The sequence below is a fragment of the Rhodococcus sp. NPDC055024 genome (assembly GCF_053608585.1).
On the sequence record NZ_JBSGVT010000002.1, the window covers coordinates 52,601 to 75,496 of the forward strand.

27 protein-coding genes are annotated in these 22,896 nt (G+C 62.0%); 16 read left to right on the top strand and 11 right to left on the bottom strand.

The features are described 5' to 3' along the window. Positions 1-98: 98 nt before the first annotated feature. Positions 99-1,169, top strand: coding sequence for a LacI family DNA-binding transcriptional regulator (locus ACWF6P_RS06690; RefSeq protein WP_452620471.1), 1,071 nt, complete (start codon positions 99-101; stop codon positions 1,167-1,169). 4 nt (positions 1,170-1,173) lie between these two features. On the opposite strand, the gene ACWF6P_RS06695 is transcribed toward ACWF6P_RS06690, so the two are convergent. Genes ACWF6P_RS06695 through ACWF6P_RS06705 form a run of 3 tightly spaced genes read right to left on the bottom strand, consistent with a single transcriptional unit; the run spans position 1,174 to position 3,195 of the window. Continuing rightward, positions 1,174-1,725, bottom strand: coding sequence for an SRPBCC family protein (locus ACWF6P_RS06695; RefSeq protein WP_378542803.1), 552 nt, complete (start codon positions 1,723-1,725; stop codon positions 1,174-1,176). A gap of 43 nt (positions 1,726-1,768) precedes the next feature. Continuing rightward, complete coding sequence (locus ACWF6P_RS06700; RefSeq protein ID WP_452620472.1) at positions 1,769-2,434, bottom strand: alpha/beta hydrolase family protein; 666 nt, start codon at positions 2,432-2,434, stop codon at positions 1,769-1,771. After that, positions 2,431-3,195 (bottom strand): MBL fold metallo-hydrolase, encoded by a 765-nt coding sequence (locus ACWF6P_RS06705; protein WP_452620473.1) that lies wholly within the window; start codon positions 3,193-3,195, stop codon positions 2,431-2,433. Before ACWF6P_RS06705 ends, ACWF6P_RS06700 begins: the two co-directional genes overlap by 4 nt. Positions 3,196-3,214: 19 nt before the next feature. Between ACWF6P_RS06705 and ACWF6P_RS06710 the strand changes: the two genes are divergently transcribed. After that, the gene (locus ACWF6P_RS06710; RefSeq protein WP_452620474.1) at positions 3,215-4,306 is read left to right on the top strand and encodes an alpha/beta hydrolase; all 1,092 of its coding nucleotides are present in this window, start codon (positions 3,215-3,217) and stop codon (positions 4,304-4,306) included. Here the strand turns inward: ACWF6P_RS06710 and ACWF6P_RS06715 are convergent. After that, on the bottom strand, positions 4,292-4,882 hold the full coding sequence (locus ACWF6P_RS06715; RefSeq protein WP_378629642.1) for a TetR/AcrR family transcriptional regulator: 591 nt from the start codon (positions 4,880-4,882) through the stop codon (positions 4,292-4,294). The genes ACWF6P_RS06710 and ACWF6P_RS06715 overlap by 15 nt on opposite strands. 130 nt (positions 4,883-5,012) lie before the next feature. Here ACWF6P_RS06715 and ACWF6P_RS06720 point away from each other — a divergent pair, with 130 nt between their 5' ends. The 6 genes from ACWF6P_RS06720 to ACWF6P_RS06745 all read left to right on the top strand — a co-directional run bounded on the left by ACWF6P_RS06720 (position 5,013) and on the right by ACWF6P_RS06745 (position 9,665). Next, positions 5,013-6,017, top strand: coding sequence for a patatin-like phospholipase family protein (locus tag ACWF6P_RS06720; RefSeq protein WP_452620475.1), 1,005 nt, complete (start codon positions 5,013-5,015; stop codon positions 6,015-6,017). A gap of 13 nt (positions 6,018-6,030) precedes the next feature. Further along, positions 6,031-7,563: a flavin-containing monooxygenase gene (locus ACWF6P_RS06725; RefSeq protein WP_452620775.1), complete on the top strand. Its 1,533-nt coding sequence runs from the start codon at positions 6,031-6,033 to the stop codon at positions 7,561-7,563. After that, on the top strand, positions 7,560-8,438 hold the full coding sequence (locus tag ACWF6P_RS06730) for an SDR family oxidoreductase (RefSeq protein ID WP_378629634.1): 879 nt from the start codon (positions 7,560-7,562) through the stop codon (positions 8,436-8,438). The genes ACWF6P_RS06725 and ACWF6P_RS06730 overlap by 4 nt, the downstream gene beginning before the upstream one ends. 19 nt (positions 8,439-8,457) lie before the next feature. After that, complete coding sequence (locus tag ACWF6P_RS06735; RefSeq protein ID WP_378629809.1) at positions 8,458-8,976, top strand: GNAT family N-acetyltransferase; 519 nt, start codon at positions 8,458-8,460, stop codon at positions 8,974-8,976. A 90-nt stretch (positions 8,977-9,066) separates the two neighbouring features. Next, positions 9,067-9,477, top strand: coding sequence for a hypothetical protein (locus ACWF6P_RS06740; RefSeq protein WP_452620476.1), 411 nt, complete (start codon positions 9,067-9,069; stop codon positions 9,475-9,477). Continuing rightward, positions 9,477-9,665, top strand: a complete 189-nt coding sequence (locus tag ACWF6P_RS06745) for a helix-turn-helix transcriptional regulator (protein ID WP_230814709.1) — start codon at positions 9,477-9,479, stop codon at positions 9,663-9,665. The genes ACWF6P_RS06740 and ACWF6P_RS06745 overlap by 1 nt, the downstream gene beginning before the upstream one ends. Before the next feature lie 24 nt (positions 9,666-9,689). Here the strand turns inward: ACWF6P_RS06745 and ACWF6P_RS06750 are convergent, their stop codons facing one another. From ACWF6P_RS06750 to ACWF6P_RS06770, 5 genes are all read right to left on the bottom strand, one after another. After that, on the bottom strand, positions 9,690-9,917 hold the full coding sequence (locus ACWF6P_RS06750) for a hypothetical protein (protein ID WP_007733785.1): 228 nt from the start codon (positions 9,915-9,917) through the stop codon (positions 9,690-9,692). 81 nt (positions 9,918-9,998) lie between these two features. Further along, complete coding sequence (locus tag ACWF6P_RS06755) at positions 9,999-10,826, bottom strand: ABC transporter ATP-binding protein (RefSeq protein ID WP_452620477.1); 828 nt, start codon at positions 10,824-10,826, stop codon at positions 9,999-10,001. Continuing rightward, positions 10,810-11,907 carry a taurine ABC transporter substrate-binding protein gene (locus ACWF6P_RS06760; RefSeq protein WP_452620478.1) on the bottom strand — a complete coding sequence of 366 codons (1,098 nt, stop codon included), beginning with the start codon at positions 11,905-11,907 and terminating at the stop codon, positions 10,810-10,812. Before ACWF6P_RS06760 ends, ACWF6P_RS06755 begins: the two co-directional genes overlap by 17 nt. Beyond that, the gene (locus ACWF6P_RS06765; protein WP_317825617.1) at positions 11,904-12,761 is read right to left on the bottom strand and encodes an ABC transporter permease; all 858 of its coding nucleotides are present in this window, start codon (positions 12,759-12,761) and stop codon (positions 11,904-11,906) included. Before ACWF6P_RS06765 ends, ACWF6P_RS06760 begins: the two co-directional genes overlap by 4 nt. A gap of 243 nt (positions 12,762-13,004) precedes the next feature. Continuing rightward, on the bottom strand, positions 13,005-13,853 hold the full coding sequence (locus ACWF6P_RS06770) for a class I SAM-dependent methyltransferase (protein ID WP_452620479.1): 849 nt from the start codon (positions 13,851-13,853) through the stop codon (positions 13,005-13,007). A 181-nt stretch (positions 13,854-14,034) separates the two neighbouring features. Here ACWF6P_RS06770 and ACWF6P_RS06775 point away from each other — a divergent pair, with 181 nt between their 5' ends. From ACWF6P_RS06775 to ACWF6P_RS06790, 4 genes are all read left to right on the top strand, one after another. Continuing rightward, positions 14,035-14,880 (top strand): LLM class F420-dependent oxidoreductase, encoded by an 846-nt coding sequence (locus ACWF6P_RS06775; protein WP_378531911.1) that lies wholly within the window; start codon positions 14,035-14,037, stop codon positions 14,878-14,880. Positions 14,881-14,984: 104 nt separating this feature from the next. Further along, on the top strand, positions 14,985-15,557 hold the full coding sequence (locus ACWF6P_RS06780; protein ID WP_452620480.1) for a flavin reductase family protein: 573 nt from the start codon (positions 14,985-14,987) through the stop codon (positions 15,555-15,557). Continuing rightward, the gene (locus ACWF6P_RS06785; RefSeq protein ID WP_452620481.1) at positions 15,550-16,176 is read left to right on the top strand and encodes a superoxide dismutase; all 627 of its coding nucleotides are present in this window, start codon (positions 15,550-15,552) and stop codon (positions 16,174-16,176) included. The genes ACWF6P_RS06780 and ACWF6P_RS06785 overlap by 8 nt, the downstream gene beginning before the upstream one ends. A gap of 146 nt (positions 16,177-16,322) precedes the next feature. Then, positions 16,323-17,414, top strand: coding sequence for an alpha/beta fold hydrolase (locus tag ACWF6P_RS06790; RefSeq protein ID WP_452620482.1), 1,092 nt, complete (start codon positions 16,323-16,325; stop codon positions 17,412-17,414). Between the two features lies 1 nt (position 17,415). On the opposite strand, the gene ACWF6P_RS06795 is transcribed toward ACWF6P_RS06790, so the two are convergent. Continuing rightward, on the bottom strand, positions 17,416-18,684 hold the full coding sequence (locus ACWF6P_RS06795) for a vWA domain-containing protein (protein WP_452620483.1): 1,269 nt from the start codon (positions 18,682-18,684) through the stop codon (positions 17,416-17,418). Positions 18,685-18,806: 122 nt separating this feature from the next. Next, positions 18,807-20,105 carry a DUF222 domain-containing protein gene (locus ACWF6P_RS06800; RefSeq protein WP_452620484.1) on the bottom strand — a complete coding sequence of 433 codons (1,299 nt, stop codon included), beginning with the start codon at positions 20,103-20,105 and terminating at the stop codon, positions 18,807-18,809. Positions 20,106-20,263: 158 nt separating this feature from the next. On the opposite strand from ACWF6P_RS06800, the gene ACWF6P_RS06805 reads away from it, so the two are divergent. From ACWF6P_RS06805 to ACWF6P_RS06820, 4 genes are all read left to right on the top strand, one after another. Next, the gene (locus ACWF6P_RS06805) at positions 20,264-20,767 is read left to right on the top strand and encodes a MarR family winged helix-turn-helix transcriptional regulator (RefSeq protein WP_452620485.1); all 504 of its coding nucleotides are present in this window, start codon (positions 20,264-20,266) and stop codon (positions 20,765-20,767) included. Between the two features lie 11 nt (positions 20,768-20,778). Next, entirely contained in the window at positions 20,779-21,837 is a 1,059-nt protein-coding gene (locus tag ACWF6P_RS06810) for an LLM class flavin-dependent oxidoreductase (RefSeq protein WP_452620486.1), read from the top strand. A gap of 8 nt (positions 21,838-21,845) precedes the next feature. Then, entirely contained in the window at positions 21,846-22,412 is a 567-nt protein-coding gene (gene msuE / locus ACWF6P_RS06815; protein ID WP_378446628.1) for an FMN reductase, read from the top strand. A 125-nt stretch (positions 22,413-22,537) separates the two neighbouring features. Then, entirely contained in the window at positions 22,538-22,870 is a 333-nt protein-coding gene (locus ACWF6P_RS06820; protein WP_095968630.1) for a CD225/dispanin family protein, read from the top strand. The last annotated feature ends 26 nt before the right edge of the window (positions 22,871-22,896 follow it).

Below are 22,896 nucleotides of genomic sequence, written 5' to 3' on the forward strand. Positions count from 1 at the left end.
CTAGAGTAGGGCCCGGTTGCACACCCGTCAATCCCCGACCCTCACTCCGACCCACACCCGGACCCACACCCGGACCCACAGCAGGAGCCCCGACGCAGATGACGCCCGATCCGTCGACCCGCAGCAACGGCCGTCCGCCGACGCTGCGCGAAATCGCCGACCAGGCCGGGGTCCACATCTCGACGGCGTCGCGGGTCCTCCGTCAGCCCGAGCCCGCCGACGGTTGGTCCGACTCCGCGCTCCGAGTTCGTCAGGTCGCCGAGGAGCTTGGTTACCAACCGAACCTGTGGGCGGCCAGCCTGCGCACCCGCAAGACCACCACCATCGGCGTCGTGATGCCGAGGCTGACGGACGTCGTGGTGGCCACCATGTTCCAGGGCATCGAGGAAGCTGCCACCGCGGCGGGTTACTCGGTCCTGCTCTCCAGCCCACCTGACGATCTGGACGCGCAGCGCAAAGCCGTCGAGTTCCTGGTCAGCCGGCAGGTCGACGGGCTCATGCTGAGCAGCATCCACCTGCCGGGTACCGATTTTGTCGACTCACTCCCCCTGCGCTCACTACCGATCTTGCTGCTGAACCGGCACATCGACCCGGCAATTTCGTCGCCGAACGGCGGCCTGCCATTTGTCAGCGGCGACGACCGCCTCGGCGGCTACCTCGCAGGAAAGCACCTACTGGACTGCGGCTATCGCGATCTCGGTGTGATCGCCGGACCGGATCACGCCAGCACGTCACGTGAACGCGTCGCAGGTTTCCGCGACGCCCTGGCCGAAGCGGGCTTGGAACTGCCGCAGCACCGAATCGTGGCGTCCGAGTTCGAAGTTCAAGGCGGAGTCGATGCCGCGGCAATACTGCTGGGTGGGGATTCACGGCCCGACGCCGTCTTCACGGTGAGCGACACCATTGCCATCGGCGTCCTCGGCGTAGCCCGCGATCTCGGGTTGAGCATTCCGGACGATCTTGCACTGGTCGGCTACAACGACATCCCGGTTGTCTCCCAACTCCCGGTGCCACTGACGACGGTGAGGTCCCCCGCCCGCAAGATCGGCGCCACCGGGCTCGAACACCTGCTCGCATTGATCGCCGGCAGGAACGTCGAATCCGTGAAACTTCCCGTCGAACTGATCGTGCGAGCCTCCACCAGAAAGCCCGCCGCCCGAGAACTCTGAGCAGCTACCAGACCTGAGATTCGTCGATACCCAACCGTCGCGCGTAGCCGGAGTTGAGCGCGTCCCAGCCGTACTCGCGTGCCCGTTCACCCACGATCGGACCGAAGGGCTCACCCGCGAGAAGGGCATCGAGTACGTCGAAGCACAAATGCCACCCCGCAGCGAGCGCCGACGCCATCCCCTCAGCCCGCGACCTCTGCGTCAGCACGACGCGGGTACCGCCTTCGACCGGGGTCAGGTCCCACACCAATTCGTCCGGGCCCCACTCGTGTTCGAGACGCCGGGTGGTCTCCACGACGTGAACACTGACCGGCAACGACATTTCGGGGGCGCCGTCCTCGGTGAGCATGGTGATCACGGCGTCGCCCGTGCGGCTCAGATTCCGATCGGCGGTGTACGGCGTCCATTGCGCCAACATCTCCGGGTCGGTGATCGCCTCCCACACCTTCTCGACCGGATACGGCAGCACCCGGGGAAAGCTGACGACTGTGTCGTCGCCGTCGACGCTCACCGTGACGTCCGACAGGGCACTGGGCTGATACTGCTGGGCACTCATGCTTCGATCTCACCAGGAACCACCGACACGGGCAACCGGCGCGTCAACGTCCGAGCGTGAACAGTTCTGTTGCTGCGGCGACTGCCTGTTCGACCACCGGGAATTTCACCACGGACAAGTCGTGTCGAGCCCCCTCGAACTCCACCAATCGCGTCGGTGCGGGAATCAGCGCAAGTGCAGCCTGAATCTCCTCCGTGGTCGCGAACTCGTCCTTCGATCCGTGGACGACAACGGTCGGTGTGTTCAACTCGGGTAGGTGTTCCGTTCTGAGCTTCTCGGGCTTCTTCGGTGGATGCAGTGGGTAGGACAGCAGAACGAGTCCGTCGACGAGTCTTGGGCTCTCCGACGCCAGCATCGACGCTTGCCGTCCGCCGTACGAATGTCCGCCGAGCAGAACAGGTCCGAACACCGAGTAGTCCGCGTGAACAGCGGCAATCACCTCGGCAATGCCCGCGCGATCCTCCGCAGCACGCGAGGGATGTGGCGGGCCTGAAGCTCGACGCACCCGAAACGCGAGATCGAATCGGAGAACTTGCACTCCCGCCACGGCGAAGCCGTCGGCAACAGCACGCAACAGCACAGTGTCGCAGTTACTTCCGGCGCCGTGAGTCAGTGCAAGCGTGGCGACGGGCGACGCGAAGGACACAGAATCAGGCCGATGCAGGAACCCGTGCACTGCACCTTCGTCGACCGTTTCGACAGTAGTCATGGACGCATCCTTGTCCGGCCGGCTCGGGCCTGTTCGACTGCGGCAGCCAGGCTGCCTTCGTAGACCGGACCGTGTCCGGGAAACAGCACGCCGGCAGGTGCAGCGGCGATATTGTCCAACGCCTGGTCCGTCGCTTCACGGTCATGATTGAAAGGGCACACCAGAAATTGTGGTCCGGCGACGCTCGACGTCGCGTGTCCGGTCACCAAAGCATCACCCGACGCGACGACGCCTGCGTCGGGGACCAGGTAAGCGCTGTGACCGTCGGTGTGCCCATGAGTGGGAATCGGCACGATACGGCCAGGAACGTCCAGCGCGCCACCGGACGCAAAGGCCTGTGCGTGAGGCAGTTCCGCTCCTTTCAATGCGCCCGCTCCGATCACGTCGCGAAGCCACTTCGGAGCACCTCGCCGCCACAACAGCAACGGAGCTTTAGCCGGCGACAACTGCTGCAGATACTCCCGCTTCGCGTGGGGCACCTCCAACGGATCCATCAGGACCGGAACCTCGAGCCGAGTCACGATGTCCGCGATTCCGCCGATGTGATCAACGTGCGCGTGAGTGACGAGGATTGCCCGAACATCCCCGAGCTGGTGACCGATCTGCTCGATCGAGCGTTCGACGTCGGCCCCGTTGGCCGGGTATCCGCCGTCGATCAGCGTCAGATCGGACCCCTCTTCGACCAGCACCCAATTGGCGTGACCGCACCGAACCAGGTGTGTGTTCTCGATCTGCGTGATCGACAGTGCCGCAGTAGTCATGCTTGGTAGTGTGCGCCACGTGTCGGAATCCGTGAAGCAGGCCAGCAGCCGCAGCATTCGAGATCGCGCCGAAGCATCCTTGGTGGCAGCCGCATTCGCGCTGCCCAGCGCGGTGAAACGCCGAATCACCGGTCCACCCGTCGTCATCGAGGGCAACACGCTCGACGCCGACGCACACCTGCTGCTCACGCTCGCCAAGACGCGGCCACTACCGTCGCATACAACCGATTCCCAGTCACTCGCCGCTGCTCGCGCCAATCTGACCCGAACGGCGATCATGATGGGCGGTCGGCCCGCACCGGTCCACACCGAAGAGATGTCCGTGTCGGGCGCCGACGGCCCACTTCGAGCTCGGCTCTATGTTCCGAGCGCCGACACCGGCGCTCTGCTCGTCTACTTCCACGGCGGCGGCTGGGTGCAGGGCGGTATCGAATCCCACGATGCTCCATGCCGCCTGTTGGCCGAGACTTCCGGCGCACGGGTCGTCTCGGTCGACTACCGGCTCGCACCCGAATTCGCTTTCCCCACACCGGTGCACGACGCCTACGCTGCCTACCTCGACATCGTCGACCGCGCCGAAGAGTTCGGCGCAGACCCGACGCGGATCGCTGTCGGCGGCGACAGCGCGGGCGGGCACCTGTCGGCAACGGTGGCGCTGCGTGCCCGCGACGACGGCAAGACCCCTCCGGCAGCACAACTGTTGATCTATCCCGCGACCGACTTTCACGAGAAGGCGCCATCGAGAACGACGTTCGGTGAAGGCTTCTTCCTGACCGAGGCCAACATGAACTTCTACGAGTCCAGCTTCCTCGGCAGCGATGCCGATCGACTCGACCCGATGGTGTCGCCGCTACGCGCCCCCGATGTGGCCGGACTGCCACCAGCCATCGTGATCACGGCGGGATTCGATCCACTCCGGGACGAAGGCGAAGCCTACGCAGCTCGGTTGCGCGACAACGGTGTTCACGTGACGGATCGACGCTATCCCGGATTCATCCACGGCTTCGTCAACGTTCTGGGACCGAGCGCCGGTTCACGCGCCGCTGTCGCCGAGATCGGCGGAATGCTGCGAGTACTCCTTGCCCGCCCGACAGTTTCACCCACCCAGTAATATTTCGCGCACCGTATCCACCAACGGATCGACGGGAAGCTCTGGGCTGATCGCACGCTGAAGACCCAAACCGATTCCGACGCTGAGCATTCGAAGGGCCGCCGCATTCGGGTCCATTGTCGGTGTCACATCGTTGGATTCGGCGAGGTGCTGCACCATTCCGGCGATCAGTCCGCGCACCTGGTCGGCGCCCGCCGCGATTTTCGCTCGAATGTCCTCGCTGTGCCGTGACCGGACCGAGAACTCGACCTCGAGCAGAGTCCACCTCTGGTCCCCGATCGTCCGCTCGGCCCATCGCGCGAACTCGGCCACCGCGTCGTCGAGCGTCGACTTCGCTCCGAGCTGGGCGGTGATCTCACCGACCTTGGTCAACCTGATTCGGCCGAGCACTTCGGCGCACAACTCGTCTTTGTTCTTGAAGTTCGAGTACACCGCGCCCTTGGAGTAGCCGGCATCCTCGGCGATCTGATCGAGTGACGCGGCGGCGTACCCACGATCGAGAAAATGCTCGACGGCCGTCGCCAACAAGGTTTCGCGGGTCAACGCCTGCGCTTCCTGCCTGGTCAATCGTGCCATCGGAACCTCCTAGTGGTTCTGAGTATCGAGATTCCAACGGTAGCCGAATACCGGGAGCGGCCCGCGGGCGCACTCCGGAAAACCATATTTGGGGTACCCGCGTTATTCAGATACTGATAGTCTCCGAAATATGACTTCAGAAGTGACCGGCACCACCGCGACCGAGTCCGGACGAAACAGCGCGCCGAAACGCGGCTTGGCAATCGGATGCGGCGGCACTCTCGGCTTCGCCTGGACCGTTGCCGCGCTCGCCTCGGTTCGGGAGGCACTCGACTGGGATCCCCGCGAAGCCACCGCCATCATCGGCACCTCTGCCGGAGCCGAGTTCGTGACGATGCTCGGCAGCGGAGTCGGCGTCGACGAGCTGGTCGCCATGCAACTCGGTGATCCCGCGGCCCGCCCCGAACTCCTCGCCCACATCGCGTCGGCACCCGGAAAAATCCCACCACTACCGAGCTTGGGGATCGGCAATCCACGACTGGTGGCGCGTCGAGATCTTCCGGTTCTGAGCCGGATGAGCGGCATAGCACCGCTTGGTGGCGGCGACCCGTCCTGGCTCACCGCGCTCGCCGCATCACTTGCCCCTGGCGATTCGTGGCTCCCACATCCGAACGCGTACATGGTATCCATGGACTACAGAACGGGGCGGCGGGTCGCATTCGGGGCACAGGGGGCTCCGGAAGCGACCGTCGGTGAAGCACTTCGAGCGTCCTGGGCGATTCCCGGCTGGTTCCCACCTGTCACCATCGACGGAGTCAGGTACATCGACGGCGGCGCGGCATCCACGGCTTCAGTAGACCTCCTGCTCCCCCTCGAGCTGGACGAGCTGGTTGTACTGGCGCCCATGGCGTCTCGAACGCTGAAGCCGGCGCGCGGTGCTGCCCGCATCGAACGCGGCGCCCTGCGCAACGCCATGTCCAAGGGCCTCGACCGCGAGATCGAGCTGGTTCGCGCTGCGGGCACCAAGGTCCTGCGCATCGATGCCACCGATGACGATCTCGCCGTCATGGGCGCCAACTTCATGGACGGCCGACGGCGGCTCGCCACTTTCGAATCATCCCTGCGCACAACACGTGCGAGCGTCAAGCGTGAACTCGATGCGCACCCGTTCCACACCACCCATTCCCACCAGTGAAAGCGCAGACTCAGTGAACAACGAACCTGACCACTTCGAGGTCGTGATCATCGGCGGCGGGATCTCCGGAATCGGCGCAGCCATTCATCTGCAGCGCCTCGGGATCGAAAATTTCGTCCTGCTCGAAAAGGCCGATTCGCTCGGTGGAACCTGGCGCGCCAACACCTATCCCGGTTGTGCCTGCGATGTTCCGTCTAGCCTGTACTCGTATTCCTTTGCCGCCAATCCGGATTGGACGCGTTTGTTCGCGGAGCAGCCGGAGATCCGCGAGTACATCGACGATACGGCCCTCCGCCACGGCATCGACAAGCATGTTCGCTTCGGGGTCGAAATGCTCTCCTCACAGTGGGATGCGTCGCAATCCCTTTGGAAGATAACAACTTCCCGTGGCGAACTCACTGCTCGTTTCGTGATCGCAGCCGCGGGTCCGTGGAACGAACCCTTGACACCGGCAATCCCCGGACTGGAAACGTTCGAGGGCGAAGTGTTTCATTCCTCGCAGTGGAATCACGACTACGACTTGACCGGGAAACGCGTCGCCGTGGTGGGTACCGGCGCGTCGGCAGTCCAGTTCGTTCCGCGCATCGTCTCCGAGGTCTCCACACTTCACCTCTACCAGCGAACCGCTCAATGGGTTCTCCCCAAACCCGACCACTACGTGCCACGGATCGAAAGATCCGTCATGCGTTTCGTACCGGGAGCACACAAGGCACTGCGCAGCATCGAATACGGAATCATGGAAGCGCTCGGATTGGGATTCCGCAATCCGTGGATCCTGCGAATCGTGCAGAAACTCGGTTCGGCCCAGTTGCGCCTGCAGGTCCGTGATCCGAAGCTGCGCAAGGCGCTGACACCCGACTACACCCTCGGTTGCAAGCGACTACTCATGTCGAATTCGTACTATCCGGCACTCGGCAAACCCAACGTCAGCGTCCACGCCAATGCAGTCGAAGAAATCCGGGGCAACACCGTGATCGGCGCCGACGGAGCGGAATCGGAGGTGGACGCCATCATCTTCGGCACAGGCTTCCATATCCTCGACATGCCCATCGCCTCCAAGGTTTTCGACGGAGAGGGTCGATCACTCGACGATCATTGGCAAGGAAGCCCGCGGGCGTACTTCGGTTCCGCCGTCAGCGGATTCCCCAATGCTTTCATTCTGCTGGGCCCGAGCCTCGGCACCGGACACACGTCCGCATTCATGATCTTGGAAGCCCAACTGGACTATGTGGCGCAGGCTATCGGCCACGCTCGTCGGCACGGCTGGCAAACCATCGACGTGCGGCCGGAAGTACAGGCAGCCTTCAACTCTCAGGTTCAGGAAGCCCTGGGAACCACGGTCTACAACGCCGGGGGTTGCGAAAGCTATTTCTTCGACGTCAACGGCCGCAACAGTTTCAACTGGCCGTGGTCGTCCGGCGCCATGCGTCGACGCCTACGAGACTTCGATCCGTACGCCTACAACCACACGCTCTCCGACAACCCTTCGTCGGATATCACGCCCTCTGAGCCCACCACCACCCTCGAACCGGAGTACACCGCATGAGCCTCTTCGGCACCACCTACCCGCCGATCGATCTAGACGGAGCAGTCGTTGTCATCTCCGGCGGCGGCCGCGGAATCGGCCGGGCCACAGCGGAGTTGTTCGCAACTCGCGGCGCACTCGTCTGCGTCGGCGATCTCGACGAGGAGACAGCCGTAGACACAGCCGCGTCCATCGGCGCACGGGCCCGCGGCTACGCACTTGACGTCACCTCGCGCGAATCCTGGGATGTGTTCATCTCCACAGTGATCGGAGAATTCGGTCACATCGACATTCTGGTCAACAATGCTGGGGTGATGCCGCTCGGCGGCTTCCTCGACGAGTCCGACGCCACCAGTCGAGTCACCCTCGACGTCAACGTCTGGGGGCCGATTCACGGGATGCGCGTAGTGCTGCCCGGCATGGTGGAACGACGACGCGGCCACGTCGTCAACATCGCATCCATGGCAGGCAAGCTCCCAGTGCCCGGAATGGCCGTGTACAACGCAAGCAAGTTCGGCGCGGTGGGTCTTTCAGCCTCTGCCCGTGTTGAATTCGCAGATTCCGGAGTCAGCGTCAGCGCCATCCTGCCCAGCGCCGTGCGCACCGGACTCTCCTCCGGTGTGCCACTCGGAAAGGGCATGCCGACAGTCGAACCCGAGGTCGTGGCCAAAGCCGTCGTCGACACCGTCACGCATCGACGAGCCGAAACTACGGTTCCGCGTTACCTTGCGGGCTGGGACCTCATCGACGCCGTTGTACCCGAATGGATGATCAATATCGGACGCCGGGTGATCGACGATCGCCGCGCACTGACATCGGTAGATCCGAACGGGCGTGCGGACTACGAAAAGCGAGTGGCACGTCAGGCCGAAAACGAGGAGCACGATCGGAGATGAAGCGGGTAGTTTCGTGGCCATGTACATCCGCCGCGAAACTTCTTCCGACCGTGACGCCGTCTATTCACTGCTCGGGGCGGCGTTTGCCGACCAGGCGCCGCCCGGCGAGACTCCCATCGAGATCGAACTGACACGTCAACTCTTCGCATCGGACGACTACTTGCCGAAGTTGTCACTGGTCGCCGTGACAGACGGCGAGATCGTCGGTTTCGTGATCGGGACACGCGGATGGGTCGGAAAAGTCGAGGCGGTTGGCCTCGGGCCGTTGGCAGTCACGCCGGGCAACCAGCGCAGCGGCGTCGGTTCGGCCCTGATGCACGCCGTAATCGGTGCGGCCGACGCCCAGGACGTGCCGCTGCTCGCGCTTCTCGGAAGCACCGAGTACTACCCCCGGTTCGGATTCGTCACCAGTACCGACGTCGGAGTCGAGTCTCCGGAAGCCGAGTGGGGCGCTCACTTTCAGATCAGGACCCTCACCGCGCACCGCGCTGATCAGACGGGGAAGTTTTCATACGCCGCGCCTTTCGGGATCGCTTGACCCTCAGCACGATGTAAGAGTTCTTTGACATCAGGCATACGTAGACCTACGCTCAGGCATGTCAAAGAACTCTTACACTTGGGAGGCTTCATGAGCACCACTGCACGGTGGAGCCTGATCGTCGGTATCGGCGTCGCAGCAACGCTGGCCTTCAGCTTTTTCGCAGCACTGACCGCCGACGACCGGAAGACGTTGGCCTTCATCGTCTTCGCTGTCGTCATGGCACCGGCTTGTATCGGGTCGGCGTGGGCCCTTTTTCCATCGGAGAACAACAAGGCCCCCGCCTACCCCGACGACACTGTCGAAACCGAATGGAGTCGCAAGGCCGGCTTCGGTGCGTTCACCGACTTGATCACTGCCATGGGGATCGCACTGATCGCGCACAATGTCTTCGGCGCTCCCGAACTGCCGCTCGTAATGTTTACAGTCCTCGGGCTGGCGGACTTCGGAATCCGGTACTGGGCAGTGTCGAGGGACCGCACCCCCACTATTGAGATCTGATGCGCAACAACCTTCAAGAACTCCGGACGGCAGCCGGATTGTCACAGCAAGCGTGCGCCGACGCGCTCGGCATCACACGCCAGACCGTCATCTCTATCGAGAAGGGTCACTTCGACCCGCGCCTGTCACTGGCGTTCCGAATCGCCGAATATTTCGACAAACGCGTCGACGACGTCTTCTCGAACTGACGGAAAATCAGTCGAGCTGCGGTTTCAGTCGAACAGAGTTGGCGATCCGTTTTCGTCGTTCCCGTCTTCGACGGCCGTTGCCTTCTTGCCCGAGCCCTTGCGGACGACGGTCAGCGTCGTCGTTCGACGCGACAACCTGTGCCCGTCACTGTGTTCGAGCAGCGCCATACCTTGGCGAACTTCGACTACCGTCCACGGTCCCGCATGGCCAGCTGCCTGCACGAGGTCACCGGACTCCACCTCAGTTGCCATGACCACTCCTTGTTCGTCGTGTCCTGCACGTTCTCCTTCCTATTATCGACGCGGTCGCCTGGTAGTCGACGCGCAGGGTACCTACGCTGCAGCGGCAACCTTGACCGCGTGGCCGACTTCGGCTCGGAATGCCGCATATTCGGGTGAGGCGCGGAGCTCGTCGGGATCGACGCCTGTTCGTGGCAGATCGATTTTCAGATCGAGCGCGACCTTGCCCGGCCTGCTTGTCAGGACCACCACCCTTGAGCCGAGAAATGCTGCCTCGTCGGCGCTGTGAGTGACGAAGACACTCGTTCGCCCGGACTCGGCGCTGACGTTGCGGAGGTCCTCCTGCAGACGCTCGCGGGTGAGGGCGTCCAGCGCGGCAAAGGGCTCGTCCAACAGAAGCAACGACGTTTCGGCTGCCAAGGCCCGGGCAATTGCCACCCGCTGCTGCTGCCCGCCGGAGATCTCCCAGATTCGCCGGTCCGCAGTGCCGCCCAGCCCGACGCGGTCGAGGAGTTCGTCGCGTCTTTGCCCGCGGTCGCTCTTCGCAACGCCGGCATATTTGAGTGCCAGATCGATATTGCCGCCGACGGACTTCCACGGGAAGAGCCGCGGCTGCTGAAACACCACTCCCGCACTCGACCCGGGGATCGGGTCGGATCCCGACACCTGAACCGTTCCGCTGGATGGGTTTTCGAATCCCGCAATCAACCGCAGCAAGGTGCTCTTGCCGCAACCCGACGCTCCGACGAGGACCAGGAACTCACCAGGTGCGACGTCGATCGATACCGGTCCGAGCGCCGTTACCGACTCTCGGCCGTGGCCGTATTTGTGTGAGACGGTGTCGATTCTGATCGCGCCCGGGCGGTCGGCTGCGAACCCTCCGACCGCCTGCTGCGCGGTCACGCTACTGGTCAAGGACATCGGGAAGCCCCTTCACATAGAGAGCATTCTGAAACACCGTCAGATCAGGCACACTGTCGATCTGCTTCTGCTCGGCCAGGAATTGCGCTGCACTCTGCAGGTTCACTGCCAAATTTCCGGGAGCGCCTTCGGTGCCCAGCCATTCCGGCGAGGAGATCTGCTCGGGAGTGAGGAACACACCCTGCTTCAGCTGCGCTGCCGCGTCTTCCTTGGAGGCGCCCAATTGCGCGGCAACAGCTTCCGCTGCCGCGTTCGGGTCAGTGGCGATCGTCGTGAGCGCGCGGGCCTGAACCTGCCGCCAGGTGTCGACGATCTCGGGGTGATCCTTCGCAAACGCGGTCGACACCACACCCAGGTCCAGCGTCGGCTTTCCTGCCGTCGCCAGCTCGCGGCTGGCGATCAACTGTGTTCCGTCCTTGCGGAGTTCGTCGAGCGTAGGCAGCCAGGTGTAGACGGCGTCGATGTCACCTCGCTGCCAGGCGGCGAGTGATGCTTGCGGCTGGAGATCCACCAACTGGACGTCATCTGCGCTGAGTCCGGCCTGGTTCAGAGCCGCCAGCAGACTGTAGTGAGCGGTCGACGCGAATGCCGTGGCCACTTTCTTGCCCCGCAGATCTGCCACGGTCTTGACTCCGGTTGCGTTGCGGGCCACCAGAGCTTCGTTGTCACCGGCCACATCGAGAACAAACGCAACCTGGTACGGAATGTTCAGCGGTGCCGAGAGTCCACGAGCAACCGGACTCGAACCGATTGCACCGAAGTCGATTTCACCGGCAATGAAGGCGGTGTTGATATCGGCACCCGAATCGAACTTCGTCCACTTCACGTTGTACTCGGGCAGCGCGTCTTCGAGCCAACGGTTGTTCTTGACTATCAAATCGCCACTCGGGAAGGACTGGTAGGCAATGCGAATCGTTTCCTTGGACGAATCCTGGCCGGAATGATCCACCGAGCACGCACCGAGAACCAGTGCGAGGACACCGATCAGCACCGTGAACGCCGTCCGGGAAGCCTTTCCCTCATTGCGCGTCAGATTACTGCTGCGCTTCGGAATACTGTTGCGCTTCAGATTGTCAGTCATACTTTTCCCCTCCAGGGAACGGCGCGGCGCTCTGCAGCCCGCAGCAGTCCATCGATGATCAGGCCGGAGAATCCGATGGCGAAGATCCCCACCAGCACAACCGGTGTGTTGTTGTAATTGCTTGCATCCTTGACCATTCCGCCGATTCCAGGGATGCCGTTGAACAGTTCGGCTGCGACCACCGACGAGTAGGCCATACCCACCGACAGCCGAATTCCGGTGAAAGTTTCCGGCAAGGCCGACGGGACGACCACGTCTCGGATCACTTGTGCCCGTGAAGCTCCCAACGCTCTGGCCGCTTCGACCAGCCCTACGGGCGCCGCGACGACAGCAGCTGTGGTGGCCACTGCTGCGGGCGGGAGAGCAGCGAGCGCCAGCAATGTAATCTTCGGCGCCTCGTCGATTCCCAGCCAGATCACCAGCAGGAAGAAATACGCCAAGGGCGGCAGTGCACGCAGGAACGTCAACCACGGTTCGAGCAGACTCCGCAGCCATGACACCGATCCCATGGCCAATCCGAGAATGACGCCCAATCCGACGCCGATGATCACACCGACCAGCACCCGTCGCAGCGTCATGTAGAGGTGCTCCCAGAGCAAATACCCCTGGTAGCCCCGCACTCCGTCATGTGTGGTCATCGTGTTGACGAAGGCATGCCAGACCGTGCTCGGAAACGGCACGAAGGTCTCACTCCAGGTCCCGCTGGCTGCCGCGACCTGCCACAGCGCCAAGAATGCGATCACCGAAAGCACTGGCAGTCCTACGGTGGTCACACTCGAAGCCCACGGCCGGCGTGGCTCACGGTTCGATTCCGAGGCCGGTGTTGGTTCTTTTGCTTCGACAGAAGTCGACATCGCTGTTCTTCCTCGACGTACGGAAATTCCGGCACATATGCAGCTACGAGTGCATATGCAAGGACGAAGGCGCACAGGGAGGCGCCATTCTCACTCAGGAGAGTCGGAAGGAATCAAGAGCAACAGCAGTGAGCACCAAGACGGCACAGGTCGACGGCGATGCGTCGTGTCAGTGGCGTCGTGGGCATGGGGGTAATTAGTACCTGTGTCGTCAATTACCCGCAAGTGCGGGGGAAATAGGCGTCAGCCTGCCAAGCGAACGGACAGCGAATACATCAGCGGCAACTCGGGACGTCCGGCCGGGACTCCCCAGCGCTTGCCGCCGAGTTCGGTCATCTCCTCGAATCCTTGCCAGCCATTGGCGTACGGGTATTCGTCGAAGGACTCGAGCAGCAATCCGGCCCGCCGCAACGCGCCGAGTACCTCGGCAATAGACCAGTTGAATTCACATGAGGGGAAAGGATTTTCGAAACTCGCGTTTCCACCTCCCGGAGCACCCGGCAAGACAAGATCGACTGAATCTGCCACGTAGTCGCCGACGCCACCGGGTTCGGTCACCGGGGTCCCGCCTCCGTACGGGTATGTCAGCGACCACTTCTCGTCGAAACACATGGCAAATGGATGAAACTCCACCAGAACGAATCGACCGTCAGGCGCCAGAACACCGGCAATCCCCTCTGCCCACTCGTCGAGATCGGGCAACCAGATCACAGTCCCGTACGAAGAAAAGACTCGGTCGAACTTTCTCCGGGCGGCGGCAGCTTCGCGGAGCCATCCAGATACTTCCGCTCGCTCGAACTCGGCGGCAATGCCGGATTCCGTGGACAAGGTTCGGGCGAAGTCGATCGCGGAATCCGAGAGGTCGACGCCGGTCACGTTGGCACCGAGGGCCGCCAAACTCAACGAATCCTGACCGGAATTGCATTGCAGATGCAAAATCGAGGAGCCTGCAATCTCGCCGAGCAGCGCCACTTCTTCCGGAAACAGGGTCGACCCGCCGTTGCGAAAGAACTGTGCCTGGTCTCCTTTGTGGCTGTTGTGAGCGACAGTCGCCGCATTCCACGACAACCGATTCATCTCTACTACATCCACGGTGCCCACCTTGTCCAACCTCTCGGCCCCAACCTATCCGGCCCACAACCTCACACAACAAGTCCGCACGAGTTCAGCACGACCTCGGTCACGGCGGCAATCGATTTAACTCGGTCGGAAACCTATCCGAACGATCCTGGAACAGGTTACAGTTTTTCGACGGACCATCGAAGGAGAACCAGTGCGCTACGGACTCAGCCTGTTCACCAGTGATCGCGGCATTCGCCCCGCCGAGGCGGCAAAGGCTGCCGAGGCGAATGGATTCGACGCCTTCTACGTTCCGGAGCACACTCACATCCCGGTGTCGAGGGATTCCGATCACCCCGGAACCCAGTCCGCCGAATTGCCCGACGACCGTTACATGCGCACCCTCGACCCCTGGGTCGCCCTGGGTACCGCGGCGTCGGTCACGAGCACCATCCGGTTGGGTACGTCCGTTGCCCTCCCCCTCGAACACGATCCGATCACTCTCGCAAAAACCATCGCGTCGCTGGACCACCTTTCCGACGGCCGCGTGGTTTTCGGCGTCGGATTCGGCTGGAATGCAGAGGAACTCGCAGACCACGGCGTACCGCCCAACAAGCGCCGGACCGCACTCCGTGAGTACCTCGAAGCCATGGGAGAACTGTGGTCGAAGGAAGAAGCCTCGTACGACGGCCAATTCGTGAAGTACGGGCCAAGTTGGGCCTGGCCCAAGCCTGTTCAGAAACCCCGTCCGCCCATCCTCCTGGGAGGTGGCGGCAACGAGAAGACCTTCAAGTGGATCGCCAAGTCCGCCGACGGCTGGATCACCACACCCATCGAGCAGGAGATCGACGGAAACGTAGAACTGCTTCGAAAGATCTGGGCCGAAGCAGGTAGGGTCGGCGAGCCTGAAATAACAGTCCTGGCAGGCAAACCCGACCCGGAGAAGCTCGCCCACTGGGCCGACATCGGTGTCACCGAAGCAATGTTCGGCACTCCGGACAAGAGCCCCGAAGAGGTTGTCGGATACATGGAACGTCTGGCAACCAAGCTCGGACGGTGAGGTCCGCCACAGCGCCTTGACCTCAACTGCACTCGAGGTTTTAACGTCGGTATTGCACAAGACAGTGCAACGACAGAAAAACCGAGGCAGAGGAGGGGCGAGGAGTGACCACAAAACTGGTTGGAACCCAATCTGTTTCGAGCCGCCCCGTTGATTCGGAGCTGTCCATCCGAAGCTCCTTCGTCGAGGCGTTCCGGAACCATCCCGCCGGTGTCTCGATCATCACGGCAACGGGCGACGACGGCCCGGCCGGCATCACGTCGTCGTCGGTGATCTCGATCAGCGCCGATCCAGCAGTTCTGGCGTTCTCGCTGCAGTCGTTGCGAGGTTCTGCCAGAGTCATTGCTTGCGCCCGCAGTTTTGTTGTTCACCTGGCAAATTCGGCAAACGAGCGACTGGCTGCCACGTTCGCGACCCGCGGCGCCGTGCGCTTCGGGGACGACATGCCTTGGTCGTTACTGCCGACCGGTGAACCGTTCCTGCATGGGACGGGCCATGCCCTGCGCGCAGTTCCCTTGAATGCCACAACGTGTGGCTCCGCAGTGATTGTCACCGCACGCGTAGTCGACGTCATCGATCCGCAGCAGGTTTCGGCGCCACTGGTCTATCACGATCGAACCTACAGAAACCTGTCCCCTCACAACATCTCCTCAAAGGAAGGCACGTCACATGACTGAATACGTTCTCCCCGAGTTGGATTACGACTACGCCGCTCTCGAGCCCCATATCTCCGGCGAGATCATGGAACTGCACCACAGCAAGCACCACGCCACCTACGTGGCGGGCGCCAACAGCGCAATCGAGCAGTTGGCTGCTGCCCGTGAAGACGGCACGATTACCGCGAAGGCACCGCTACTCAGCAAGAACCTCGCCTTTCACCTCGGCGGCCACACCAATCACACCATCTTCTGGAAGAACCTCTCCCCCAACGGTGGTGAGCGGCCGGAAGGCGAGTTGGCAGCCGCGATCGACGAGCACTTCGGCTCCTTCGACGCATTCGTCAACCACTTCTCCGCTGTAGCAACCACTTTGCAGGGTTCCGGCTGGGCGGTGCTCGCCTACGACACGATCGGGAAGCGACTGGTCATCGAGCAGCTCACCGATCAGCAAGGCAACATCAGCATCGGCATCGTTCCGCTGCTCATGCTCGACATGTGGGAGCACGCGTTCTACCTGCAGTACAAGAACGTCAAGGCCGACTACGTGAAGGCCTACTGGAATGTCATCAACTGGGAAGACGTCGCACAGCGCTACGCAACGGCCACTGCCGCGACGGGCTTGATCATCCCGGCTTGATTATTACCGATCGACCCAGCTCGGCACGGTGGCTCCGTTGCCGAGCTGGGTTTCTGCACCCCAGACGTCGATGTATGTGAAGGCAGGTAACATACACCGAGCGCGGCCGACTCGGCCGTCAGCCGATTCGACTCCGAGGGGAACCAGTGCTGGATATCAGTGGCTTGATCGCGACGTGGCGTCCGACGCTGGACACCGCAGCGCGCAACGCGTGGGGACTCTCGTTCGGCGACGGCGTCGAGAAGGCCGAACGCACCCCCTCCGTACTGATCAGCAACGGCCCACACCGCGATCTATATCGCTTCGGTGCATTGTGGACACCGAAGGGCAACCCGGTTCTTCTCGTGCCGCCCCTCGCAGTTTCCGCCGATTGCTACGATCTTCGCCCAGGCCAGAGCCTCGCCGCCCACCTCCTCGGCGGCGGCAACACTCCCTATCTTCTCGACTACGGAACCATGCGGTACTCCGACCGCGGAATGGGATTCGAGGCCTGGGTCGACGACATCATCCCCGAAGCAATCCGCTCCATATCGGATCTGCATGACGGCGCTGCCGTTTCCGTGATCGGGTGGAGTCTCGGCGGGACCATGTCTCTACTCACGAGCTCCGCTCACCCCGACCTGCCGATCGCGTCGATCACCGCGATCGGCACACCGATCGACTACACGAAAATTCCCGCCATCAGCCCGTTGAGGCTGATCGGCAAATACACCGGTGACACGCCGCTCACGTCCGCGACCAATCTCGTCGGCGGACTACCTGCTCCACTCGTTCAGGCGAGTTACAAGGTGACGGCTTTGCAGCGTGAAGTCCTCAAGCCATGGTTCATCGTGCGTAATCTCCACGACACCGAGACTCTGGCTCGCATGGAATCGATCGACAAGTTCATGGCGGCGATGCCTGGATACCCGGGCAAAGCATTTCAGCAGATCTGCGAACAACTCATGCTCGGCAACAACCTCTACAACGACGCCATCTGCCTTGCCGGACGTGAGATCAAACTGTCCGCACTGAAGGTCCCCGTTCTCGCGATCGGCGGCACCACTGATGTGATCGCACCCATCGCTTCGGTAGAGGCGATCACTTCGGTCCTCACCGGAGCGCCGTCAGTTCGATTCGAGAAGGCGCCGGGCAGTCACCTCGGTCTCGTTGCCGGTCCCACCGCGCGAGCTTCCACCTGGACTTTCATTGACAAGTTCTTGAAAGAGAATGCACCGCAGCTGGTTTCGACCAGCTGAATCACGGCTTCGTGATGCCTGCGGCCACAGCCGCCCAATGCCAATCCGGGAACTCACTCAGCAAACGGGTGTACAGCTGAGCGTCGTCGACGGTGTCGATGTCGTCCAGCGCGAAGAATCCGGCGTTGTCGACCACCCTGCCGTCGAGGTCGTCGAGCTTCTCCAGCACTCCGTAGTTGGCCTTGCCGATTCCGACGAATTGCCAAAAGGCCGGAAGCCCAGACGCTTCGCGCATCAATTTCGTGATTTCCTTGCGCTCGCTGAAGCCGCCGTCGGTGAAGAACAGGACAAGCGTAGGGGCCGAACCACGGGTCAGGCCGGAGAGTATCTCTGTCATGATCGGCACTTCACGATTCGCGGCGCCGATCTTGTCGTAGTTGAAACCTCCGTGCGAACCGCGCAGGTGCAGGTAGGTGTCAGACCACTCTTCCGCATCATGCACGGAGATCTCGGGAAGCTTGAGGAAGCTGACTGCGTACAAGTAAGGCTCGAGTTTGCCGTCGTCATCGAGTTGGATCGCAACGGGGACCATGCGTTCGACAACACGGTGAACCACCCTGGTGCGGTACTGCTTGGCCATACTTCCCGTTTTGTCGATCACCAGAACCACTCGCGCACGAATTCCGTTGCCACCCTTGGTCAGCAGGACCTTGGCCACCTCACGCTTTCGGAGGTCCAGCTTCTCCCGCTTCACCATCGAGAGTTTCGCCTCGTCAGGCACGCTCCGAATTCCGTCTGCCGATTCAGCGGGCCCGGCAGGTTGGGTCTGCGGTTCCTCGTCGACAGAAACACCGAATGCTGTTACCAGATCTGCCAATCCGCTGTCCCAGCCGGCTGACACGTTCCGCAGCTTCCACCCCGCGCCGCGGCGATAGATCTCGACGAGGACCGCCGCTCTCTCGGTCGTCAAACCCAAAGCCGGAGCCACAATCGCGACGGAACCGGCCTGTTCCACCACGACGCCCATGTCACGGACTGCAGAAAGGGTTCCGTTTGCCGCCGCATCCAACGCCACGGCAACACTCAGCTGGTGTATGTCAGCGGGCACCCTTTCGATGTCGATTTCAATGACGCCGCCGGACTCCAAGCGCACCGCACCTTCAGGTGAGACCGGCTGATTGAAGAAGATGAAATCCGCATCATCGCGCACTTTGTTGCGATCATCGAGCTGGAACACCATCAGATCCACCGTGCCCGGGGCGCTACCGCTCACCGCCACTTTCAATGAAGTTCCGTCAATGACTGTGTTCGCCCCACGCGCCAGCTCCATGAGTGAACTGTAACGGGCAGTCTCAGACCGCCGACCATTCACCACGACCTGTGGGCTCCGAATCGGGTGCTGATGCCCGATGCGGAGCCTGGCCGTATTCTGTTGCGCCTGAGAAGCTGTTCTCAGGTTTTGAAGGTGGTGTTCGCCGGCCTGGGGTGCTGCCCGGGGTCGATCGAGGGCGGCGGGATGAACCACGGTTTGTTGTCGACGCCTATTCGGATTTCCCATTTTCCGACGAACCCGGATTTTCGGTGCATCAGTCGGTGGTGCGAGCGGCACAGCAGGACAAGGTTGTTCATCACCGTCGGACCGCCGTTCGCCCAGTGCCGGATATGGTGCGCATCGGTCCAGGCCGGTACGCATGTGCAGCCGGGGAACGCGCAGCCCTTGTCGCGGGCAATCAGCGCGACGCGCTGTTCGGCGTTGACCAACCGTTTTCCGGGTTTCGCGTCCAACGGCGCGCCGTGAGCGTCGAGTAGGACAGTCGACAGGAAACAATCGCAGCCCAACAACCTCGTCTGCGACACCGACAGCGGTCCGAGCCATGGCATGTGCCCGACGTCGAGATCCGACGGGGACTCTTCACCATCTGAAGGCGCGGCGGCGCAGTCCCGATGCTCAGCGAGGTCACGTGCGTTGATGTGCACGTTCACGTGTGGACGTTGGCCGCCGTCGGTTCCGGTTTTTGCGCAGTCGAGGTACCGGCGGATCAGTTCGGTGAACCCGTCCGCCGTCCGCTTCGCCGCCGACCGGGCATCGGGAGTTCCATCGGGCGCCGGGGTCGGCATCGTCAGATTCGACAGCGCCGACAGCAGCATTTCGCCGGTGAGGGCGTCGAAATCGCCGCGCACCACCACCCGACCGTTCAAGGTCGAGGCGATACGCAGTTCGTTGCGATCGACGTCTTCGGCGGGTGGAATCTCATCGGATTCGAACACGCGCTCCAAGGTCGCGATGACGTGCCGCACCTTCGTCGTCGTCGCTTCCACGCCCGACGCTGCTGCGAGCAGCAGGTCGATGCAGCGAGGGAGCGCTTCGTCCGGCATCCCCTTCGGCGGGGATTCACAAAACGCGACGATCAAGACGGCGTGCTCGAACGAGCAATCCCCGCAATCGAACCGAGCCGCTACCGCCGGAAACGGCCGTAGCGCGGCGCCCAGGGCGGCGATCTTCTTCCCGTCTCGAACCTGCAGCATCGTGTTCGCCGCCAACCACGCACCGACACCGCGGCTGGCAATCACCTGATCATCGGGACGCATCGCCAGTTCGTCCACCACCGCCACCCGAACGGCTTCCAGGCGAAGAATCTCCGCACTCGCCTCGACAGCGGCCGCCCGTAACTCGGCAGCAGTCAACCGCCACAGGCGTCCACGTAACCCCACCGCAGAACCAGACACCACGTCCGACGACAAGACACTCATAGAATCCCCCGATCCCCGCCCCAAAGCATATTCGAACAAACGTTCGAGTCAACACCTTCCGAGCAGCAAAAACCTGAGCAGGGAATAGTTCGACCGTCACTGGCGTATTACTTGAGTAAGCAATACTTGCGATCGCAAATAAATGAAGGGCGTCACCGATGACAACTGATGAACACGTACGTGGTCGCGTATGGCGCGACCTCGTCGTCTCCCACAGCGTCATCCTCGGCAAGATGGAGGCGGACCTTCGAACCAGCACCGGGCTCACCCTGGGCCAGTACGACGTTCTACTCCGACTGCATGAAGCTCCCGGAAACACCATCCGAATGGGTGATCTGGCCGAGCTTGTCCTGGTCACCACCAGTGGCGTGACGCGCGTCGTCGATCGATTGGTCGAGGCGGGATTGGTGGAGCGCGTTCGACTGGACAACGATCGACGCGTCGTGACGGTATCGATGACGCCTGCAGGCAAGCAGACACTTCGAACTGCTTCCGCCATACACACGCGAGGAATTGCCGACTACTTCTCCGATCTCATCGAACCTGAAGAACTTCCGGTACTCGACCGCTTCTTTTCCCGACTTGCCACGCACCACACGAATCAGAGCGGCGCTTGCGATGCGCACGCCGAACAACTTTCCATCACCCCCACGAACAGATAGAGAGAAACACCATGGCTTTCGAATTGGGTGTCTACCATTTCGGTGAACTCACACCGGACCCCACTAGCGGCGAAATGATGAATCCCGGTGTACACCTTCGCCATTTGGTCGAACAGGCAACCGTCGCAGATCAGGTGGGACTCGACGTCTTCGGCGTCGGCGAACATCATCGCACCGACTTTGCAGTATCGGCCCCTGCAGTCGTACTCGCAGCAATGGCTCAGGCCACCGACAACATCAAGCTGTCCAGCGCAGTGACCGTCCTGAGTTCCGACGATCCTGTCCGCGTGTTTCAACAGTTCGCGACGGTCGATCTGCTTTCCGAAGGCCGCGCCGAGATCATTGCCGGCCGAGGCTCCTACACGGAGTCGTTTCCGCTTTTCGGGTACGACCTTTCCCAGTACAACGAACTCTTCGCCGAAAAGCTCGACCTACTACTGAAACTGCGTGAGGAGAACCCGATCAACTGGGAGGGCCAACTTCGCGCACCACTGATCGACGGTGACGTGACGCCTCGTCCGGATCGCCAGATTCCCGTGTGGATCGCGGTCGGAGGTACCCCGGCCTCGGTGGTTCGTGCGGCGAAACTCGGCCTGCCCCTGTCACTTGCGATCATCGGTGGGAGCTACCAACAGTTCGAACCGTTCGTCGATCTGTACCGCAGGGCTGCAGCGGAGTTCGGACATGATCCGAAGAAGCTCGCTGTCTCTATTGCTTCGCCGGGGTTTGTCGACACCTCGAGGCAAACAGCACTCGATACGTCCTACCCGTACTTCCAGGCCGGCTGGATGCAGAACCATCATCAGCGCGGAAACGGAGTTCCCATGCCGCGCAGGGCATACGAAGCGCAGGCAACCACCGCGGGCGCGTTCTTCCTCGGTGGCCCGCAAGAAATCATCGACAAGACGATGGCGCAGTACGAACTGTTCCACCATGACCGCATCATGATCCAGATGGGCTTCGGCAATGTTCCGCAGAAGGACATGCTCCGCTCGATCGAGATCCTCGGCACCGAGGTAGCCCCCGTGGTGCGCAAGGAAATCGAATCGTTGAAGTCATCTGAGAAATAGGAGTTTCGGTGAGCACACCACTCAAAGTTGTCGCCGTTGTCGGCAACCTCCAGAAGCCTTCCAAGACTCGCGCACTCGTCGATCTGATCGTCGAAACCTTCAGTGACTTCGAGCAGATCGACACACAGGTCATCGAGATCGTGGATCTGATTCCCGGGCTCGCGACAGCTCTGGATCGCGATCAGGTCGACCCTGTCACCGCCGAAGCGCTGGCTGCAGTCGAGTCCGCGGATATCGTCATCGCCGCGTCACCGGTTTTCCGCGGCTCGTATACGGGACTGTTCAAGCACTTCTTCGATCTCGTCGATCAGTACGCACTCGCCAACACCCCGGTCGTACTTGCTGCGACAGGGGGCAGCGACCGCCATGCTCTCGTGTTGGATCATGCCCTGCGTCCCTTGTTTGCCTTCTTTCAAGCGCTCACCGCTCCTGTCGGGATCTATCTCAGCTCAGGTGATTTCGACGGAACCACGATCCTCAACCCTGAGGTCTTCGAGCGAATCGAGATGGCAGCAAACGATGTTCTCCCCGTAGCTCGGATGCTCGCGGAGCGGAACCGAACAGTGCTGACGTGAGCGCACACTTCCCGTACTTCCGGAGAATGGATCGCGACTGGCACTACGGCTGATCACGCACACTCAGTGATTCTTCAGCTCCATCGCAGTAGCGTCGTAAGGGCCACCTCATGTCAGGAGCCCCCATGACGACCCCAGATCAACCCACCGTCCAGCAATCCGTTCCTCAGCACCCAATTCGACCACCTGTCAATGCCGGTTGGGCAGTGGTCTCGCTGCTGTTCTTCTGGCCGCTCTCCTTCGCCGCCTTCACGCACGCCTTCAACGTGTATCCCTTGTGGGCCGACGGCGATGTCGCCGGATCGCGGTACGCGTCCGATCGAGTGAAACGACTCGGTCAGATCTCACTGTGGATCGCGGGCGGGCTGCTACTCCTCGTCTGCATCCTGTACGCGATTGCGGCAATCGTGTGGTTCGCCAACGGCGGCCACGACTACGGCCCGCGGCGGATGCGCTGAACAATCACCCCGCGGCGGATGCGCTG

Excerpts from the sequence above, each read along its gene's own strand:
- ACWF6P_RS06700 (WP_452620472.1), bottom strand. The coding sequence starts at position 2,434 with ATGACTACTGTCGAAACGGTCGACGAAGGTGCAGTGCACGGGTTCCTG.
- ACWF6P_RS06750 (WP_007733785.1), bottom strand. The coding sequence starts at position 9,917 with ATGGCAACTGAGGTGGAGTCCGGTGACCTCGTGCAGGCAGCTGGCCAT.
- ACWF6P_RS06745 (WP_230814709.1), top strand. The coding sequence starts at position 9,477 with ATGCGCAACAACCTTCAAGAACTCCGGACGGCAGCCGGATTGTCACAG.
- ACWF6P_RS06695 (WP_378542803.1), bottom strand. The coding sequence starts at position 1,725 with ATGAGTGCCCAGCAGTATCAGCCCAGTGCCCTGTCGGACGTCACGGTG.
- ACWF6P_RS06765 (WP_317825617.1), bottom strand. The coding sequence starts at position 12,761 with ATGTCGACTTCTGTCGAAGCAAAAGAACCAACACCGGCCTCGGAATCG.
- ACWF6P_RS06810 (WP_452620486.1), top strand. The coding sequence starts at position 20,779 with ATGGCTTTCGAATTGGGTGTCTACCATTTCGGTGAACTCACACCGGAC.
- ACWF6P_RS06785 (WP_452620481.1), top strand. The coding sequence starts at position 15,550 with ATGACTGAATACGTTCTCCCCGAGTTGGATTACGACTACGCCGCTCTC.
- ACWF6P_RS06795 (WP_452620483.1), bottom strand. The coding sequence starts at position 18,684 with ATGGAGCTGGCGCGTGGGGCGAACACAGTCATTGACGGAACTTCATTG.
- ACWF6P_RS06690 (WP_452620471.1), top strand. The coding sequence starts at position 99 with ATGACGCCCGATCCGTCGACCCGCAGCAACGGCCGTCCGCCGACGCTG.
- ACWF6P_RS06820 (WP_095968630.1), top strand. The coding sequence starts at position 22,538 with ATGACGACCCCAGATCAACCCACCGTCCAGCAATCCGTTCCTCAGCAC.
- ACWF6P_RS06755 (WP_452620477.1), bottom strand. The coding sequence starts at position 10,826 with ATGTCCTTGACCAGTAGCGTGACCGCGCAGCAGGCGGTCGGAGGGTTC.
- ACWF6P_RS06735 (WP_378629809.1), top strand. The coding sequence starts at position 8,458 with ATGTACATCCGCCGCGAAACTTCTTCCGACCGTGACGCCGTCTATTCA.
- ACWF6P_RS06740 (WP_452620476.1), top strand. The coding sequence starts at position 9,067 with ATGAGCACCACTGCACGGTGGAGCCTGATCGTCGGTATCGGCGTCGCA.
- ACWF6P_RS06705 (WP_452620473.1), bottom strand. The coding sequence starts at position 3,195 with ATGACTACTGCGGCACTGTCGATCACGCAGATCGAGAACACACACCTG.
- ACWF6P_RS06805 (WP_452620485.1), top strand. The coding sequence starts at position 20,264 with ATGACAACTGATGAACACGTACGTGGTCGCGTATGGCGCGACCTCGTC.
- ACWF6P_RS06715 (WP_378629642.1), bottom strand. The coding sequence starts at position 4,882 with ATGGCACGATTGACCAGGCAGGAAGCGCAGGCGTTGACCCGCGAAACC.
- ACWF6P_RS06760 (WP_452620478.1), bottom strand. The coding sequence starts at position 11,907 with ATGACTGACAATCTGAAGCGCAACAGTATTCCGAAGCGCAGCAGTAAT.
- ACWF6P_RS06720 (WP_452620475.1), top strand. The coding sequence starts at position 5,013 with ATGACTTCAGAAGTGACCGGCACCACCGCGACCGAGTCCGGACGAAAC.
- ACWF6P_RS06730 (WP_378629634.1), top strand. The coding sequence starts at position 7,560 with ATGAGCCTCTTCGGCACCACCTACCCGCCGATCGATCTAGACGGAGCA.
- ACWF6P_RS06800 (WP_452620484.1), bottom strand. The coding sequence starts at position 20,105 with ATGAGTGTCTTGTCGTCGGACGTGGTGTCTGGTTCTGCGGTGGGGTTA.